The organism is Amycolatopsis magusensis, from assembly GCF_017875555.1.
GTDB lineage: Bacteria > Actinomycetota > Actinomycetes > Mycobacteriales > Pseudonocardiaceae > Amycolatopsis > Amycolatopsis magusensis.
In genome coordinates, this window is the sequence record NZ_JAGGMS010000001.1 from 2,170,817 (window position 1) to 2,187,526 (window position 16,710).

Below are 16,710 nucleotides of genomic sequence, written 5' to 3' on the forward strand. Positions count from 1 at the left end.
GTGACCACCGACGACGCCAGCCAGTACCACGCCCAGGTCAAGCAGCTGGTCTGCGACTCGTTCCACCTCTCCCCGGACGCGCTCGACGAGGCCACGTCCTTCGACGAACTCGGCCTCGATTCGAAGCAGCGGGTCCAGCTGCTCGCCACCCTCGAGGTCTTCTTCGAAGTGACCATCGAACTCGACGAACGCGACCGCCTGACCGACGTCGCCGCCACGGCCGGGGTACTCGCCGACGCGCTGCGTGCCAAGGCGGCCACCCCCGGTTCCGGTCAGTGACGCGTTCGGGTATGCAAACAGCCGAATCCTGTGCGTCCGGTCAGCCGCTTGAGTACATTCTGTGTGCATCTGCGACGGCACCGATCGCCGTCCGCGTGCGTCACAGTTCCTGAACAGGACACCTCAACAAGGGGGAGCTGACCGGTGGGTGGGCACAAGGTCGATGCCGACGCGATGGCGTCCGCCTCGAAGAAGATGACCGAGTTCGCGGAGGACGTGACCGACGGCACCAAGGAGCTGGAGAAGTCCAAGATCACCGCGAAGCAGTTCGGCGAGGCCCACGGCACGCACGCGGAGATCTACACGACCTCCATCGCCACGCTGTCGGCCGCGGTGAAGGGGTACACCACGGCGCTGAGCGGGTTCGCCGCGAACATCGCCGCCGGTGGCCAGTCCTACACCGCCAACGACCAGTCCCAGTCGGGCGCGATGAACCAAGCCGGGAGCAACTGATGGCCAAGTCGTGGAACGAGGTCAAGGCCGTACTCGACGATCCGGCCGTCTCCCCGGAGAAGAAGCAGGCGCTGCTCCAGTCCTGGACGAACAGCAGTGAAGAGGCCTGGCCGGACGACGACGCCAAGCGCGACGAGATCGGCAAGTACCAGGAGGCCTACAACGCCTACCCCTACGCCGGCCCCGGTTACGGCAACCCCGGCGTCTACGGCAACGACAAGCGCACCGACGAGCTGTACGACGAAGCCAAAAAAGAGGGCTCGGCGAACACCTACAACGAGCGCGAGCACCAGAAGACGGTCGACGCGGGCCGCACCGGGCTCGACAGCGCGCAGCCGCCGACCACCGGCGGCGGGGGCACGAAGACCTCCGACGAGCTGCTCAAGCAGGGTGAAGCCGCGCTGAAGGTGTTCGAGGACTTCGGGCCGCTGCTCGGCAAGATCCCGGACGACTGCCGCGGCCGCACCCGCCCGCTCGACATCAACGCCGACATCAAGAAGCGCTACAACGAGCAAAAGGGCATCAACTTCGCGGAGTTCCTCACCGACTCCTCGGACTTCACCACCGCCGCCGGCCAGGTCCGCCAGGCGCTCAAGGACACGCGCGGCCAGCTCGACGGGCTCTCCGACAGCTGGACCGGGCCCGCCGCCGACAAGGCGAACGAGCACTACAACGAGAAGATCAACACGCCCGGCGACGAGCTGGTCGGCTTCCTCGAAGGCTCCGCCGCCGCCACCTCGACCGCGGTGGACGTGGTCTACCGCCTGGTCAAGGGCAAGGTCGACGCGGTCATCGACATGTACACCACGCAGGTCGGCAAGGCCGACCTCGACATGGCGACCTCCGTGGTCAACCTCGCGAACGGCTCCGCCGCCGGCAAGGACGAGATGGAGAAGGTCGCCGGCTGGATGGACGTCAACTTCGGCACGAACATGCGTGAGAAGTTGAACGACGACGGCTGCTGCGACGACGACGACATCAAGAACGAGGGCATCCGCCTCGCCAAGCAGTGGATCCAGAACCAGTTCAACGTCGAGATGTGGGACGGGCTCTGGACCAAGTTCGACAAGCTGTGCACCGACACCAAGGACTTCGTCGACGACGCCTACAGCGAGCTGACCACGGTGATGGGCAAGGCGGAGAACGAGTTCGCCAACGCCGCGAAGGAGAACCCGCCCCCGCCGCCGCCCAAGAAGAACGACAACGGCGGTGGTGGTGACACCGGCGGCGGTGGCGGCGGCACCGGCGGTGGCGGTACCGGTGGCGGTGGGACCGGCAGTGGCGGTGGTGGCACCGGTGGCGGTGGCACGCCCGGCGCCGTCGAGCCGCCCGCGACCGACGACAAGGGCACCAACCCGATCACCGGCAAGCCGCTCGAGACGGACCCGGAGACGGGCAAGCCGTACCCGATCGATCCGGAGACCGGCGAGGCGATCAAGGACGCCGGTGACGACGACGACACGATGACCGTCAAGCAGGGCGACAACGAGATCAAGATGTCCGAGCCGGGCAAGGACGGCAAGATGGACATCTCGATCGACGACGGCACCCCGCCGGCGAAGGACTACAAGCTGGACTTCGGCAACGGCGAGGTCGGGGCCGACGGCAAGCCGGTCGAAGGCGCCGGAGCGGGCGCCGACGGCGAGCAGGTCCACAAGCCCGGTCCCGACGGCAAGATCGTCATCGAGGACAACGGCGTCAAGATCACCGCCGAGCAGCCGCAGGGGCCGAAGGGCCCGACCGTGGTCACCGTCGACGACGGCAAGGGCGAGCCGGTCACCTACACCCTCGGCGCGGACAACAAGCCGGGCGGGAAGGACGCGCTCAACGGCCTCGACGACACCGACCCGACCGGCGGCGCCGGCAAGCCGGACCAGCTGGGTTCCGCGATCGGCGGCGGTGGCGGCGCGGTCAAGGGCGACGACGGCTTCAGCGCGCCCGGTGACCTCGACCTGCCCGGAGACGTCGAAACGAAGCCGGCCGCCGATGGCGGCGCCGGCGGCTCGGGTGCGGGCGCCGGTGGTGGCGGGGCCGGTGGCGACAGCGGCGGTTCCGGCGGCAGCGGTGGCAGCGCGGGTGCGGTCAGCGGCAGCGCCGGTGGCGACCTGGGCAACACCGGTTCGCTGTCCGCGGGTGCGCAGGTCGGGGCCGCTTCGCCGGAGCCGGCGGCGGCCGCGGGCCTCGGTTCGGCGCCGGGTGGTGTCGGTGCGGCCGCGCCGGCGGCCGCGGGTGCGGCCGGGGGCGCCGGTGGCATGGGCATGATGGGCGGCATGGGGGCGATGGGCGGCGCCGGTGGTGGCGGTGGCGGCCAGAGCGGTGACCAGGAACGCCAGTCGAGCCAGTACCGCGTCGCGGGCAACATCTTCGAGACCAGTGGTGCGGGCGGTCGGATCAGTGGTTCCCTGGACGAGGAAGGCGACCGCTCCATCCGGTACGACCGGTGAGCGAGCGCGCGTGAGGAGTGCGGATGAGCATCACTGACGAAGTCGCGCGGATGCGGGAGAGGCTGGAAGGCCTCGTCCGGGAGCAGGCCGACCGTCGCGCGCTGCGTGACCGCCAGGCGGACGAAGCCAAGGCGAAGGCCCAGGACTACATGACCAAGCAGGTCCAGGCGGCCGAGCGGTACGTCGACCACCGGCGTGAGCTGGGGCGGCGGGAGAAGGAAGCCGGCGGCTGGGCGACGGAGAAGACGCTCGCCGACAAGAGCAACGTCATGGGCTTCGGGGTCGACGACGAGGACGGTCCCGGCTTCACCGGGCACAATCTCGCGACCGCGCCGCCGGTGACCCGGCCGGAGCCGCAGCCGGCCGGGGCCTGGCAGCCGCCGCCGGTGGCGCCGCCCGTCCCCGAACCGGTGGCGGTGGCCGAACCGGCTGCCGCTCCGGCGCCCGCGCCTCGCCGCGCGGGCAGGCACGCACGCCGGGAAGAGTCGTTCGACGACGACGACTTCTCGAACAACAGCTGGATGAAGTAGCCCTCGTCGGCTTTTGCCCGCAAAAGCGCCCGACCCCTGCCGGGGCCGGGCGCTGCTGCATTTTCGGGGCTTCTGGGAAGCCTGATCAGGCGTCGGCGAGTTCGAGCGAGTCGTCGGCCGCGATCGTGGCGTTCTTCACATCGGCCTCGAGCAGCGGGCGGTACTTGTCGGTGCCGGTGAGGTGGGTCAGGAAGAAGGCCGCGAGCAGGGCACGGACCACGCGCTGGGTGCCGCGGTGGGGTTTGCCGTGCAGCAGCAGGCCGCTCCAGTGCTTGCCCTCGGTGATGCCCAGGTGGGACGACTTGCCGAGGTAGCGAAGCTGGGCCGGGCCCTGCCAGGCCTTGGCGATGGCTTCGGCGTGGCCGACCGGCGGGGCGACGAGGTCGCCGTCCGCGGCGAGGTGCAGCGACGGCACGGTGAGCCGGCGCGCGACCTCGGTGGCGGACGGGATCGTCTGGGCCGCGTTCACCGTGGCCACCGCCTTGACGTCGGCTTCCGCGGCCGAAAGCACGGCCGCGCCGCCGCCGGTGGAGTGCCCGGCCAAGCCGAGCTTGGCGGGGTCGACGCTGATGCCGTCGGGGCCGAGGCGGACCTTGGTGACCAGCTCGAGCGTGGTACGGAGGTCGGTGGCGAACAGCCGGTGCGACGGCAGCGGCCCACGCTGGGTGGCCGGCGCCGCGGCGACGATGCCCCAGCTCGCGAGGTGGCGGAGCAGCTCGCGGTAGCGGGTCGGCGGCTGGAGCCAGCCGTGCCCGAAGGCGATCGCGGGCAGGCCGAGCCCGGCGCGCGGGGTGAAGACCACGCCGGGCACGCCGACCAGGCCCAGGTTGCCCCGCAGCACTTCGTGGGGACCTGGGTGGGACAGCTCTTCGAGCAGGTGCTTGGGCTTCGAAGCCATGCCGGGAGCCTACTGCCCACACCCCCACCCAGCCCGGCGGCGTGGCCCGCTTCCGCGGGCCGGCTGCTTAAGCCCGCAGAAGTCGGCCGGGCTGCATTTTGCCCGCGAAAGCCACCCGGCCTGCTTCTCCCCGCAGAAGCCGCCCGGGCTGCATCTGCCTGCGAAGTCGCCTGGCGTGCTTTTGCCCGCAGAAGTCGCCGAGCCTGCGTTTGCCCGCGGAAGTCGGCCGGGCTGCTTCTCCCCGCAGAAGTCGGGCGGGGCTGCCTCTGCCTGCGGAAGTCGATCGGCTCGCCTCTGCCTGCGGGGCCGCACGCCTGCATTTGCCCGCAGAAGCATGCGGGGTGGTTGGGCTGTGCCGGGCGAGGGGGCTGAGGGTGCGTGGTTACCCTGAGGGGCGTGTGCGGAATCGTGGGATATGTCGGTCATCGGCAGGCGCTGGACGTAGTGCTCGGCGGGCTCCGGAGGATGGAGTACCGCGGATACGACTCGGCGGGCGTCGCCGTGCTCGATGGTGAGGGGGCGCTGAACGTCGAGCGCAAGGCCGGTCGCCTGGCCAACCTGGAAGCCCAGCTCGACACCACCGGGCGCGAGGCGTTCGCGGGCACCGCGGGCATGGGCCACACCCGCTGGGCCACCCACGGCCCGCCGGTCGACCGCAACTCCCACCCGCACCGCGATGTCAGCGGCAAGGTCGCCGTCGTCCACAACGGCATCATCGAAAACTTCGCCTCCCTGCGCGCCGAGCTGGAGGCCGACGACGTCGAGCTGACCAGCGACACCGACACCGAGTCCGCGGCGCACCTGATCTCCCGCGCCTACGACAACGGCGACACGGCCGGTGACTTCGCGGCCAGCGTCCGCTCGGTCTGCCGCCGTCTCGAGGGCGCCTTCACCCTGGTGGTTACGCACGCCGACCAGCCGGACACGATCGTCGCCGCGCGCCGGTCGTCGCCGCTGGTCGTGGGCGTCGGCGAGGGTGAGACCTTCGTCGCCTCGGACGTCGCCGCGTTCATCGAGCACACCCGCGAAGCCGTCGAGCTGGGCCAGGACCAGGTCGTGGTGATCAACCGCGAGGGCTACGAGGTCACCGACTTCGACGGCGAACCCGCCCAGGCCAAGCCGTTCACCGTGGACTGGGACCTGTCGGCCGCGGAAAAGGGCGGCCACGAGTACTTCATGCTCAAGGAGATCGAGGAGCAGCCCGAGGCGCTGGCGAACACGCTGCGCGGGCACTTCGACAACGGCCGCATCGTGCTCGACGAGCAGCGACTGTCCGATCAGGACCTCCGCGACGTGGACAAGGTCTTCGTGATCGCCTGCGGCTCGGCCTACCACTCCGGCCTGGTCGCCAAGTACGCCATCGAGCACTGGACCCGCCTGCCGGTCGAGGTCGAGCTGGCCAGCGAGTTCCGCTACCGCGACCCGGTGCTCGACCGCGACACCCTGGTCGTCGCGGTCTCGCAGTCCGGTGAGACAGCCGACACGCTTGAAGCCGTCCGCCACGCCCGTGAGCAGAAGGCCCGGGTCCTGGCGGTCTGCAACACCAACGGCGCGCAGATCCCGCGCGAGTCCGACGCGGTGCTCTACACGCACGCCGGTCCGGAGATCGGCGTCGCCTCGACCAAGGCGTTCCTCGCGCAGATCGCCGCGAACTACCTGGTCGGCCTGGCGCTGGCGCAGGCGCGCGGCACCAAGTACCCGGACGAGGTCGCCCGCGAATTCGCCGAGCTGGAAGCGATGCCCGCCGCGGTGCAGAAGGTCCTGTCCACTGTGGACCAGGTGCGCGCGCTGGGCCGGGACCTCGCCGAATCGAAGGCGGTGCTCTTCCTGGGCAGGCACGTCGGTTTCCCGGTGGCACTGGAGGGCGCGCTGAAGCTGAAGGAACTGGCGTACATGCACGCCGAGGGCTTCGCGGCGGGTGAGCTGAAGCACGGGCCGATCGCGCTCATCGAGGACGGGCTCCCGGTGGTCGTGGTGATGCCGTCGCCGAAGGGGCGCGCGGTGCTGCACGCCAAGCTGGTCTCGAACATCAGCGAGATCCAGGCGCGGGGTGCGCGCACGATCGTGATCGCTGAAGAGGGTGACGAGACGGTGCGCCCGTTCGCCGACGAGCTGGTGGAGATCCCGGCGGTGCCGACGCTGCTGCAGCCGCTGGTTTCGACCGTGCCGCTGCAGGTGCTGGCGGCAGAGATCGCGCGCAGCCGCGGGTACGACGTCGACAAGCCGCGTAACCTGGCGAAGTCCGTCACCGTGGAGTAGTTCGGGAGCACCGCGTGCTGGGAATCTGGACCACTGACCGGATTCGGGCGGCCGAGGAGAAGCTGCTCGCCGTCACCCCCGAGGGCGCGTTGATGCACAAGGCGGCGTTCGGCGTCGCGGTGCACGCCGCGCAGATGCTCGCCAAGCACGTCGGGCGGGTGTCCGGGACCCGGGTGACGCTGCTGGTCGGAGCCGGGAACAACGGTGGCGACGCCCTGTGGGCCGGTGCCTTCCTGCGCAAGCGCGGTGTGCGGGTGACCGCGGTGTTGCTGAAGCCGGAGCGCGCGCACGAGGCTGGTCTGGCCGCGTTGCGGCGTGCGCGGGGACGGGTTGTCACGGCGGATGACGGCTGGCCGTCGATCGAGCAGGCGGACCTGGTCATCGACGGGATCGTCGGGTTGTCTGCGCGCGGTCCGTTGCGTTCGGACGCCGCGGCGCTGGTGGAGCACGTGAGCGCACCGGTGCTGGCGGTCGACCTGCCGAGCGGTGTCGATCCGGACACCGGTGCCGTCGACGGCCCGGCGGTCCGTGCCACGCGCACGGTCACCTTCGGGGCCCGGAAACCGGTCCACGTGCTCAACCCCGGCTTCTGCGGGCAAATACATCTTGTCGACATCGGACTGGCCGAGGAGCTGGGCGAACCGGACCTGGTCCAGCTCGGGGTCGCCGATGTGGCGGCGGCCTGGCCGGTGCCGGGTCCGGAGGACAACAAGTACACCCAGGGCGTCACCGGCATCGCCGCCGGCTCGGCGACCTACCCGGGGGCGGCGGTGCTGGCCACCGGATCGGCAGTGCTGGCGACCTCGGGCATGGTCCGGTACGCCGGATCGGCGGCGGACGTGGTGCGGGCGGACTGGCCGGAGGTGATCGGCACCGGCTCGGTGACCGACGCCGGGCGTGTGCAGTCCTGGGTGGCCGGGCCGGGCATGGGCACCGGGAACGAAGGCCGCGCGACGTTGCGGCACGTGCTTGAGCAGGGCGTTCCGGTCTGCGCTGACGCCGACGCGATCACGCTGATCGCGAAGTTCCCGGACCTGCTGGACGCGCGGGACCCGGACACGCCGCTCGTGCTGACGCCGCACGCCGGGGAGTTCGAGCGGCTGACCGGGGCGGCTCCGGGTGCGGACCGGGCGGCGGCCGCGCGCGCGGCGGCGCGGCGGTTCGACGCCGTGGTGCTGCTCAAGGGGCACAGCACGGTGGTCGCCGCGCCGGACGGCCGGACCCTGGTGAACGTGGCGAACGGCTCCTGGCTGGCGACGGCCGGGTCCGGTGATGTGCTCTCGGGGCTCATCGGCGCGTTGCTCGCGGCCGGTCTCGACCCGTGGCTGGCGGCCGGTGCGGCCGCCCACGTGCACGGGTTGGCCGCGTACCTGGCCGCCGATGGCGTCCCGGTCCCCGCTTCGAAGATCCAGGCGGCGATCCCGGCCGCCATCCGCGCCGTCCTCGCCTACACCCCCCGCTGACCAGCGCGTTCACCTTCTGCGGGTAAATGCATCCCGCCGTTTCGGGTGCCCGTTGTGTCCGGAAATGCATTTGCCCGCAGAAGCATGGCACGGGAAGTTATCGCGTTTTGTGTTAACTGTGGGGGTGATTTCTGGTAGGAATGGGGTCGGTCGACGGCATGGTGGGAGCGGGTATGAAGAAGATCCCCCGGACCATGAAGGTCTCCGTGCTGCGCGGCGTGGGGGAGGTGGCGGTCGAGGAGCGGCCCGTGCCCGAACCGGGGCCGCGCGAGGTGCTCATCCGGGTCACGGCCGTCGGCGCCTGCGGATCGGACGTGCACTACTACGAACATGGCCGCATCGGTGACTTCGTGGTGCGCGAACCGCTGGTCCTCGGCCACGAACCAGCCGGAGTGGTGGTCGGCAGGGGGTCGGAAGCGCGGGCGCACGAGATCGGGCAGCGGGTCGCGCTCGAACCCGGCGTGCCGTGTTCGACCTGTGAGCAGTGCACGATCGGCCAGTACAACTTGTGCCCGGAAATGCGTTTCTTCGGCACCCCGCCGGTCGACGGAGCCTTCGCCGAGTACGTCGTGCTGCGCGAGGACTTCGCCTACGCCGTCCCGGACGAGCTGTCGGACGAGGCCGCGGGACTGCTCGAGCCGCTGTCGGTCGGCGTCTGGTCGTGCCGCAAGGCGTCGGTCGGGCCGGGGGCGCGTGTGCTGATCACCGGCGCCGGGCCCATCGGACTGGTCGCCACGCAGACCGCACGGGCCTTCGGCGCCACGGAGATCGTGGTCACCGACATCAACCCCACCCGGCTCGCGCTCGCGGCGGAACTCGGCGCCACGTCGACCATCGATGTGTCCGAAGAGGACTTGGCGGACTCCGCCTTCGAACCGGACGTGCTGCTGGAGTGCTCCGGCGCGCCCCGGGCGATCAGCGCGGCGATCCGCAAGGTGGGCCGGGCCGGGCGCGTGGTGCTGATCGGCATGGGCGGCGACGAGATCCCGCTGCCGCTGGCGCACGTGCAGGCCAACGAACTGGAGGTCACCGGCACCTTCCGGTACGCCAACACCTGGCCGACCGCCATCGCGCTGGCCGCCGGTGGGGACGTCGACCTCGACCGGCTGGTCACCCACCGGTTCGGCCTGGCGGAAGTCGAGCGGGCACTCACCATCGCGAAGACCGATCCCGGCGTGATCAAGCCCGTGGTGCTGCCGCAGGTGGCGCGTGCCTAAGACCCGCCCTTCGGACGCGGTGGTCGAGCAGCGGCGGCAGGACGTGCTGCGCCGCGTGATCGAACTCGGCGAGGTGCGCATCGACGACCTGACCGAGTGCTTCGGCGTGAGCCTGATGACCATGCACCGGGATCTCGACGACCTCGCCGACCGCCGCCTGCTGCGCAAACTGCGTGGCAAGGTCGAGGCGTATCCGGCACTGACCATGGAAACCGCGACCCGCTTCCGCGAAGGGCTCAACCCCGAGCTGAAGGAGCGGCTGGCCGAGGTGGCGATCAACGAGGTCCGTCCCGGTCAGACGGTGTTCGTCGACGACTCGACCACGTTGTTCCCGCTGATGCGCCGGATGGCGGCCATCTCACCGCTCGTGGTGATCACGAACTCGATCAGCGCGATCGGCATTTTCGGGCCCGCCGAAGGGATCGAGCTGATCGTGATCGGCGGCCGGTACAACGCCGAGTTCGAGTCGTGCATCGGGCCGGATGCCCTCGCCGCGCTCGACCGCATGCGCGCCGACCTCAGCTTCGTCTCGGTGACCGCGGTGGCGGGCGGACGGCTGTACCACCCCGTGCAGGACTACGGGGAGCTGAAGCGGGCCGCGCTCGGCATGGCCAACCGGAACGTGGTGGTCGCGGACCACTCGAAGTTCGGGAAGACCGCGACGTACGTCCACGGGGACGTTTCCGCCTACGACCTGGTGATCACCGACGAAGGCACGCCGGCCGACGAGGTCGAGGCGATGCGGGAACTGGGCGTGGCGGTCGAACTGGTGCCCGTCGCCGGTGAGGACCGAGGCAGGCGACAGCGATGAAGGTGATGGAAGGAGAGCGGTGGACGACAGAACGATGATCAGCCAGGTGCCGGGGCTCGACGAATCCCCGCGGGCACTGGACATGTTCCGCGCAAGTACTGGACGGAAGCTCCAAGTCCGGCCAGGCTCGTGACCATGCACACGCCCACTCTGGTCGCCGGGGTCGATTCGTCCACCCAGTCGGCGAAGGTGGTGGTCTGCGACGCCGAGACCGGCGCGGTGGTCCGGGAAGGGCGCGCGGCGCACCCGGACGGCACCGAGGTGGACCCCAAGCACTGGTGGACGGCATTCACCGAGGCCGCGAACGGCCTGCTCGACGGCGTTGCGGCGATCGGCGTCGGCGGGCAGCAGCACGGCATGGTGGCGCTGGACGAAGCGGGCGAGGTCGTGCGGCCCGCGCTGCTGTGGAACGACACGCGGTCGGGCCCGCAGGCGCAGGACCTGATCGCCGAACTCGGCGGGCCGCAGGCGTGGGCGAAGGCGGTCGGCTCGGTGCCGGTCGCCAGTTACACCGTGACCAAGCTGCGCTGGTTCGCCGAGCACGAGCCGGAACTGGCCGCGCGGGTGGCGCGCGTGGTGCTGCCGCACGACTGGCTCACGTGGCGCATCCTCGGCCGCCCGGACCGGATCACGACCGATCGCGGGGACGCCTCCGGCACCGGCTACTTCTCGCCGACCACCGGCGAGTACCGCGCTGACCTGCTCAAACGCGCCTTCGGCCACACCCCCGAACTACCGGATCTGCTTTTGCCCGCAGAAGCTTCCGGGCGGACGGAGGACGGGGTTCTGGTGTCTGCGGGCACCGGCGACAACATGGCGGCGGCCCTCGCGCTCGAGCTCGGCCCCGGTGACGTGGTCGTCTCGCTCGGCACCAGCGGCACGGTGTTCGCGGTCTCCGAGACCCCCTCCGCCGACGCCACCGGCACGGTCTCCGGGTTCGCCGACGCCACCGGCCGCTTCCTCCCGCTGGCCTGCACGCTCAACGCGGCCAGGGTGCTCACCGCGACCGCCGACCTGCTCGGCGTCGACCTCGCCGGGCTGGACCGGCTCGCGCTCTCGGCCCCGGCGGGCGCCGGTGGCCTGACCCTCCTGCCCTACCTCGACGGCGAGCGCACCCCCAACCTGCCGGATGCCAACGGCACCTTGCTCGGCCTGACCAGGTCGAACATGAAGCCGGAGTACTTGGCGCGAGCCGCCGTGGAAGGCATGCTGTGCGGACTGGCCGCCGGTCTCGAGGCGATCGCCGGGCACGGGGTCGAGCCGCGCCGGGTGCTCCTGATCGGCGGTGCCGCGCAGTCGGCCAGCGTGCGGGCCGCCGCGCCGGTGATCTTCGGCCTGCCGGTCGAGCTGCCGGCCCCGGCCGAGTACGTGGCGCTCGGTGCCGCCCGCCAGGCGGCCTGGGCACTGGCCGGGACCACCGCGCCGCCGAACTGGCGCGGATCGGATGTGCTGCGACTCGGTGGGCCGGACACCGACGCGGGCCAGGAAATCCGGCAGCGGCACCAGGCCGCGCGCGAACTCGTGCACGCGCGAGCGTTAGGAAGGGAAAGCTGAATGGCGACGATTACCTACGACAAGGCGTCCAGGCACTACTCCGGGGCGGAGCGGCCCGCGGTGGACGCGCTCGACCTGGAGATCGCCGACGGCGAATTCCTGGTGCTGGTCGGCCCGTCGGGCTGCGGCAAGTCGACCAGCCTGCGCATGCTCGCCGGGCTCGAGGACATCGACGACGGCTCGGTGTGGATCGGTGACCGCGACGTCACCCAGCTGCCGCCGCGGTCGCGGGACATCGCCATGGTGTTCCAGAACTACGCGCTGTACCCGCACATGACCGTCGGCCAGAACATGGGTTTCGCGCTCAAGATCGCGGGCAAGCCCGCCTCGGAGATCAAGGAGCGCGTGCGCGACGCGGCCAAGCTGCTCGACATCGAGGACTACCTCGACCGCAAGCCCAAGGCGCTTTCCGGTGGTCAGCGCCAGCGCGTGGCGATGGGCCGCGCGATCGTGCGCGAACCGCAGGTCTTCCTGATGGACGAGCCGCTGTCGAACCTCGACGCCAAGCTCCGCGTGTCCACCCGCACGCAGATCGCCGCGCTGCAGCGACGCCTCGGCGTCACCACCGTCTACGTCACGCACGACCAGGTCGAGGCCATGACCATGGGTGACCGCGTGGCCGTGCTGTCCGACGGTCTGCTCCAGCAGTGCGACACCCCGCGTGCGCTGTACGAGCGGCCCGCGAACGCTTTCGTGGCCGGGTTCATCGGCTCACCGGCGATGAACCTCGTCAACGCTTCGCTCACCGAGGACGGCGCGAACGTCGGCGGGGCGAGGGTGGCGCTGCCGCGCGACATCATCGCCAAGGCGGGCAGCGACGGCGTCACGGTCGGCTTCCGGCCGGAGTCGCTCGAGGTCGCGCAGGCCGGGGACACCACCATCCCGGTCAAGGTGGACCTCGTCGAGGAGCTTGGCTCGGACGCCTATTGCTACGGCAAGCTGGCCGGCGACGACCCGGAGGCGGGCACCACGGTGGTCGCGCGGGTGGACCCGCGCACGCCGCCGTCCATGGGTGACACGCTGCACTTCCGCGTCCGGCCGGACGAGCTGCACGTGTTCTCCGCCACCACCGGAGCCCGGTTGGAGTGACCCCTGTGGGAAAATGGGCTGGTCATGAGCCCAGACCCGTTCTCCCGCGCTGAAGTCCGCGTCGACCTGGACCACCTCCGCCACAACCTCGCGCTGCTCGCCGGGCGCGCGGCCGCCTCGGGCGCCGCGACCATGGCCGTGGTGAAGGCGGATGCCTACGGGCACGGCGCGGTGCCGGTCGCGCGCGCCGCATTGGAGGCGGGCGCGACCTGGCTCGGCACCTGCTCGCTCGCCGAGGCGTTGACCCTGCGTGCGGCGGGTATCCAGGCGTCGATGCTGGCTTGGCTCGATCCCGCGGACACCGACTTCACCCCCGCCATCGAGGCGGGGGTGGATCTCGGCCTGAGCAACGCCGGTGAGCTGGAGCGCGCGGCCGACGCGGCCCGGCGCGCCGGTGGCCGGGCGCGGGTGCACCTGAAGATCGACACCGGTTTGTCGCGCAACGGCTGCCCGCCGCACGACTGGCCCGCGCTGGTCAAGGCGGCGGCCGACGATTCCGCGGTCGAAGTCGTGGCCATCTGGTCGCACCTCGCTTGCGCGGACGAACCCGGCCACCCGTCGATCGACATGCAGGCCTCGCGATTCGAGCAAGCCTACGAGGTCACGCGGGAAGCGGGCCTGGAACCGATGCGGCACCTGGCGAATTCGGCCGCCACGCTGACCCGGCCCGATCTGCACTTCGACCTGGTGCGCGTCGGCATCGCGATGTACGGGCTGAACCCCGTGCCGCAGCCCGAAGATTTGCGCCCGGTGATGACCTTCCGCTCGTCCGTGGTCTCGACCAAACGCATCGCGGCGGGCGAGTCCGTCTCCTACGGGCTCACGTGGACCGCGGACACCGACACCACGCTGGCGCTGGTCCCGGTCGGTTACGCGGACGGAGTGCCGCGCACGTTGTCCGGCCGGCTGGACGTCTGGCTCGACGGAAAACGGCGGCCGGTGGTCGGCCGCGTGTGCATGGACCAGATCGTCGTCGACTGCGGTGACCACCAGCCGGAACCGGGTGCCGAGGTGGTGTTGTTCGGCACCGGCGAGGCCGGGGCGCCGACCGCCCGCGAATGGGCCGACAAGATCGGCACGATCGACTACGAGATCGTCACCGGGATGTACCGGCCGCGGGTCGTGCGCAGCTACGCGGGGCAGCGCTGATGGCGGCTCCGTCACGGAGACTGCTGGCGATCGCCGGTGGCATCGGCGCGGTACTGACCGGGTCGGCCGCCGCCGCGATCACCGTCGCCACGCAGCAGCGGCGCCACCGCGTGGACCCCTTCGGCGACGAGCCGCTCGGCGAGCTGAAGCCGGACCGCACGTCGACGGTGGCCGCGGACGACGGCACGCCGCTGGCGGTCGCGGAGATCGACCCGGCCGACGGCGGCCGCCCCGCGCTGACGCTCGTCGGCGTGCACGGCTTCGCGCTTTCCCAGCTCAGCTGGCACTTCCAGCGGCGGGACCTGGCTTCGCTGACGCTGCCGCGCGTGCGGCAGGTCTACTACGACCACCGCAGCCACGGGCTGTCCGGCGCGGCGACGCACGAGACCAGCACGATCGAGCAGTTGGCCGAGGACCTGCACGCGGTGATCCGCGCGGTCGCGCCGGAGGGCCCGCTGGTGCTGATGGCCCACTCGATGGGCGGCATGGTCGTGATGGAGCTGGCGCAGCGGCACCCGGACCTGTTCGAGGAACGGATCGGCGGCGTGGCGCTGATCGCGACCGCCGCCGGTGAGGTCGGCACGCGGGGCATCCCGCGGGGTTTGCTGTCGAAGTACAACCCGCTGACGCGCGGGGTCAGTGAACTGGCGGGCTGGCAGCCGGGGCTGGTGGAGTTCGTGCGGGCCGCGGGCGGGCAGCTGACGCGGCAGGCTGTGCGGCGGCTGGCTTTCGGCGCGCGGGACGTGAGCCCGCGGATCGTCGACTTCATGCTGGAAATGCTCGAAGTGACGCCGGTGCTGGGGCTGGTCAACTTCGCCGACACGCTCGGCAGCCACAACCGGTACGCGGCGCTGGCCGGGCTGAAGCACGCGCACGTGCTGGTGGTCGGCGCCGACTCCGACCGGGTGACGCCCTATTCGCACGCCGAGCGGATCGCCGCCGAGCTGCCCGACGCGGAGCTGGTGCGGGTGCGCGGCGCGGGGCACATGGTGCAGCTGGAACAGCCCGAGCTGGTGAACAGCCACCTGATCGATCTTCTGCAACGCTGCGCCGGGGTGGACGGCGCGGATTCCTCACGACGACTGTGGCGGTGGCTGAACCGGTGAATTTCGAGTGCACGACCCCGGAGGACACGATCGCTTTCGGCCGGTCGCTCGGCCGTGAGCTGCGGGCGGGAGACCTGGTACTGCTTGCCGGGCCCCTTGGCGCCGGGAAAACCACGCTGACCAGGGGCATCGCCGAAGGTCTCGGCGTCTCGGGGCGGGTCAGCTCGCCGACGTTCGTGCTGGCGCGGGTGCACCCGGGCCCGGTGCCGCTGGTGCACGTGGACGCGTACCGGCTGGGCGGGGACCTGGCGCAGCTGGACGACCTGGACCTGGACACCGACCTGGAGGCCTCGGCCGTGGTAGTCGAATGGGGTGAAGGCTCCGCCGACCGCCTCTCCGCCGACCACCTCGTCGTCCGGCTTTCGCGGGAAGAAGACGACGTGCGGCGGATCGCACTGGAACCGCACGGCAACTGGACCACCCGCACCCCCCTCCTCCCCACCCGCTGACCCCCCGCCACCAGGCCGGATGCTTTTGCCCGCAGAAGCATCCGGGCCTGGTCAGAGGGGGTGTAGGACGGTGTACAGGGCGTCTTCGATGCCCGGTAGGTCCTCGTGGCCGAAGTCGGGGTAGGTGCGCATCGACTTGGCGCAGGTGAGCTTGTTGTAGGCCGCGTACTGGGTCGACGGCGGGCACACGACGTCCTCCAGCGCCACCGTCCAGTCCACCCGCGCCCGCACACGCGGAGCGAGGTGCTGGATGTCGATGTACCCAAGCCGGGTGAAGATTTCCTCGCGGCGCTGATGCTGAGGGTCACGCTTGCGGAACCAGTTGGTGATCTCGTCGTAGGGCGCTTCCCCAAGCGCCAGCTCCCAGGCCCGCTGGTAGTCCGACAGGAACGGGAAGACCGCCGCGACCTGCGCGATCCGGGGTTCGAGCGCCGCGCAGGCCAGGCTCAGCGCCCCGCCCTGGCTGTGGCCGGTGGTCGCCACCCGGTCCGGGTCGACGCCGGGCAGGTCCATCACGGTGCGCGCGAGGCGGACGGTGTCGAGGAACGCGTGTCGCATGTGCAGCCGGTCGGCGCCTTCTTCGAGGCCCAGGAGCAGTTGGGTGCTCACCGCCCAGCCCGTGGCGGGCGCGCCCCAGCCCTGCCCGCGCAAGTCCATCGCGACGGCTGTCTGCCCGCGCGCGACATAGGCGAGCAGCTCCGTCCAAGGCGTTGACCTGCCGTTATAGCCGTGGAAGAAGAGCACAGCCGGGCCCTCGGCGTCCTCCAGGGGCCGCGCCAGCTTCGCGTGCACCCGGACGCCGCCGATGCCGGTGAACTCCAGGTGCTCGCAGCGCGCGAACGGCGCCGAGAACTCGGCGGGCGTGATCTCGACCCGCGGCTCGGTCACGTCCAACTCGGCGAGCGATTTCGCCCAGAACTCGTCGAAATCGGCCGGGCGGGGATTGGTGCCCTGATAGCTCTGGAGCTGCTCCAGCGACAGGTCGAAGTTCAGCGGCATGCGGACGGCT

15 protein-coding genes are annotated in these 16,710 nt (G+C 71.0%); 13 read left to right on the forward strand and 2 right to left on the reverse strand.

What is annotated here, in order from left to right; genetic code table 11:
• From JOM49_RS10150 to JOM49_RS10165, 4 genes are all read left to right on the forward strand, one after another.
• Positions 1-279, forward strand: coding sequence for an acyl carrier protein (locus JOM49_RS10150; protein WP_308158702.1), 279 nt, complete (start codon positions 1-3; stop codon positions 277-279).
• A gap of 144 nt (positions 280-423) precedes the next feature.
• A complete protein-coding gene (locus JOM49_RS10155) occupies positions 424-732 on the forward strand; it encodes a hypothetical protein (protein WP_209664055.1) in 309 nt (102 codons plus the stop codon).
• Positions 732-3,176, forward strand: coding sequence for a WXG100 family type VII secretion target (locus JOM49_RS10160; protein ID WP_209664056.1), 2,445 nt, complete (start codon positions 732-734; stop codon positions 3,174-3,176). The genes JOM49_RS10155 and JOM49_RS10160 overlap by 1 nt, the downstream gene beginning before the upstream one ends.
• A 23-nt stretch (positions 3,177-3,199) precedes the next feature.
• Positions 3,200-3,706 carry a hypothetical protein gene (locus JOM49_RS10165; protein ID WP_209664057.1) on the forward strand — a complete coding sequence of 169 codons (507 nt, stop codon included), beginning with the start codon at positions 3,200-3,202 and terminating at the stop codon, positions 3,704-3,706.
• Between the two features lie 85 nt (positions 3,707-3,791).
• Here the strand turns inward: JOM49_RS10165 and JOM49_RS10170 are convergent, their stop codons facing one another.
• Positions 3,792-4,604, reverse strand: coding sequence for a dienelactone hydrolase family protein (locus JOM49_RS10170; RefSeq protein WP_209664058.1), 813 nt, complete (start codon positions 4,602-4,604; stop codon positions 3,792-3,794).
• A gap of 396 nt (positions 4,605-5,000) precedes the next feature.
• On the opposite strand from JOM49_RS10170, the gene glmS reads away from it, so the two are divergent.
• The 9 genes from glmS (at position 5,001) to tsaE (ending at position 15,701) form a co-directional block, all read left to right on the forward strand.
• Positions 5,001-6,863 carry a glutamine--fructose-6-phosphate transaminase (isomerizing) gene (gene glmS / locus JOM49_RS10175; RefSeq protein WP_209664059.1) on the forward strand — a complete coding sequence of 621 codons (1,863 nt, stop codon included), beginning with the start codon at positions 5,001-5,003 and terminating at the stop codon, positions 6,861-6,863.
• A 14-nt stretch (positions 6,864-6,877) separates the two neighbouring features.
• A complete protein-coding gene (locus JOM49_RS10180; protein WP_209664060.1) occupies positions 6,878-8,326 on the forward strand; it encodes an NAD(P)H-hydrate dehydratase in 1,449 nt (482 codons plus the stop codon).
• A 173-nt stretch (positions 8,327-8,499) separates the two neighbouring features.
• Positions 8,500-9,543 (forward strand): NAD(P)-dependent alcohol dehydrogenase, encoded by a 1,044-nt coding sequence (locus tag JOM49_RS10185; protein WP_245369281.1) that lies wholly within the window; start codon positions 8,500-8,502, stop codon positions 9,541-9,543.
• Complete coding sequence (locus tag JOM49_RS10190; RefSeq protein ID WP_209664061.1) at positions 9,536-10,354, forward strand: DeoR/GlpR family DNA-binding transcription regulator; 819 nt, start codon at positions 9,536-9,538, stop codon at positions 10,352-10,354. The genes JOM49_RS10185 and JOM49_RS10190 overlap by 8 nt, the downstream gene beginning before the upstream one ends.
• 135 nt (positions 10,355-10,489) lie before the next feature.
• Positions 10,490-11,908 (forward strand): xylulokinase, encoded by a 1,419-nt coding sequence (gene xylB, locus JOM49_RS10195; RefSeq protein ID WP_209664062.1) that lies wholly within the window; start codon positions 10,490-10,492, stop codon positions 11,906-11,908.
• A complete protein-coding gene (locus JOM49_RS10200; protein ID WP_209664063.1) occupies positions 11,909-12,997 on the forward strand; it encodes an ABC transporter ATP-binding protein in 1,089 nt (362 codons plus the stop codon). It abuts the gene before it with no gap.
• Between the two features lie 24 nt (positions 12,998-13,021).
• A complete protein-coding gene (gene alr / locus JOM49_RS10205; protein ID WP_209664064.1) occupies positions 13,022-14,146 on the forward strand; it encodes an alanine racemase in 1,125 nt (374 codons plus the stop codon).
• On the forward strand, positions 14,146-15,252 hold the full coding sequence (locus JOM49_RS10210) for an alpha/beta fold hydrolase (protein ID WP_209664065.1): 1,107 nt from the start codon (positions 14,146-14,148) through the stop codon (positions 15,250-15,252). Before alr ends, JOM49_RS10210 begins: the two co-directional genes overlap by 1 nt.
• Entirely contained in the window at positions 15,249-15,701 is a 453-nt protein-coding gene (tsaE, locus tag JOM49_RS10215; protein WP_209671030.1) for a tRNA (adenosine(37)-N6)-threonylcarbamoyltransferase complex ATPase subunit type 1 TsaE, read from the forward strand. The genes JOM49_RS10210 and tsaE overlap by 4 nt, the downstream gene beginning before the upstream one ends.
• Before the next feature lie 51 nt (positions 15,702-15,752).
• On the opposite strand, the gene JOM49_RS10220 is transcribed toward tsaE, so the two are convergent.
• Positions 15,753-16,700, reverse strand: coding sequence for an alpha/beta fold hydrolase (locus JOM49_RS10220; RefSeq protein ID WP_209664066.1), 948 nt, complete (start codon positions 16,698-16,700; stop codon positions 15,753-15,755).
• Positions 16,701-16,710: the final 10 nt, after the last annotated feature.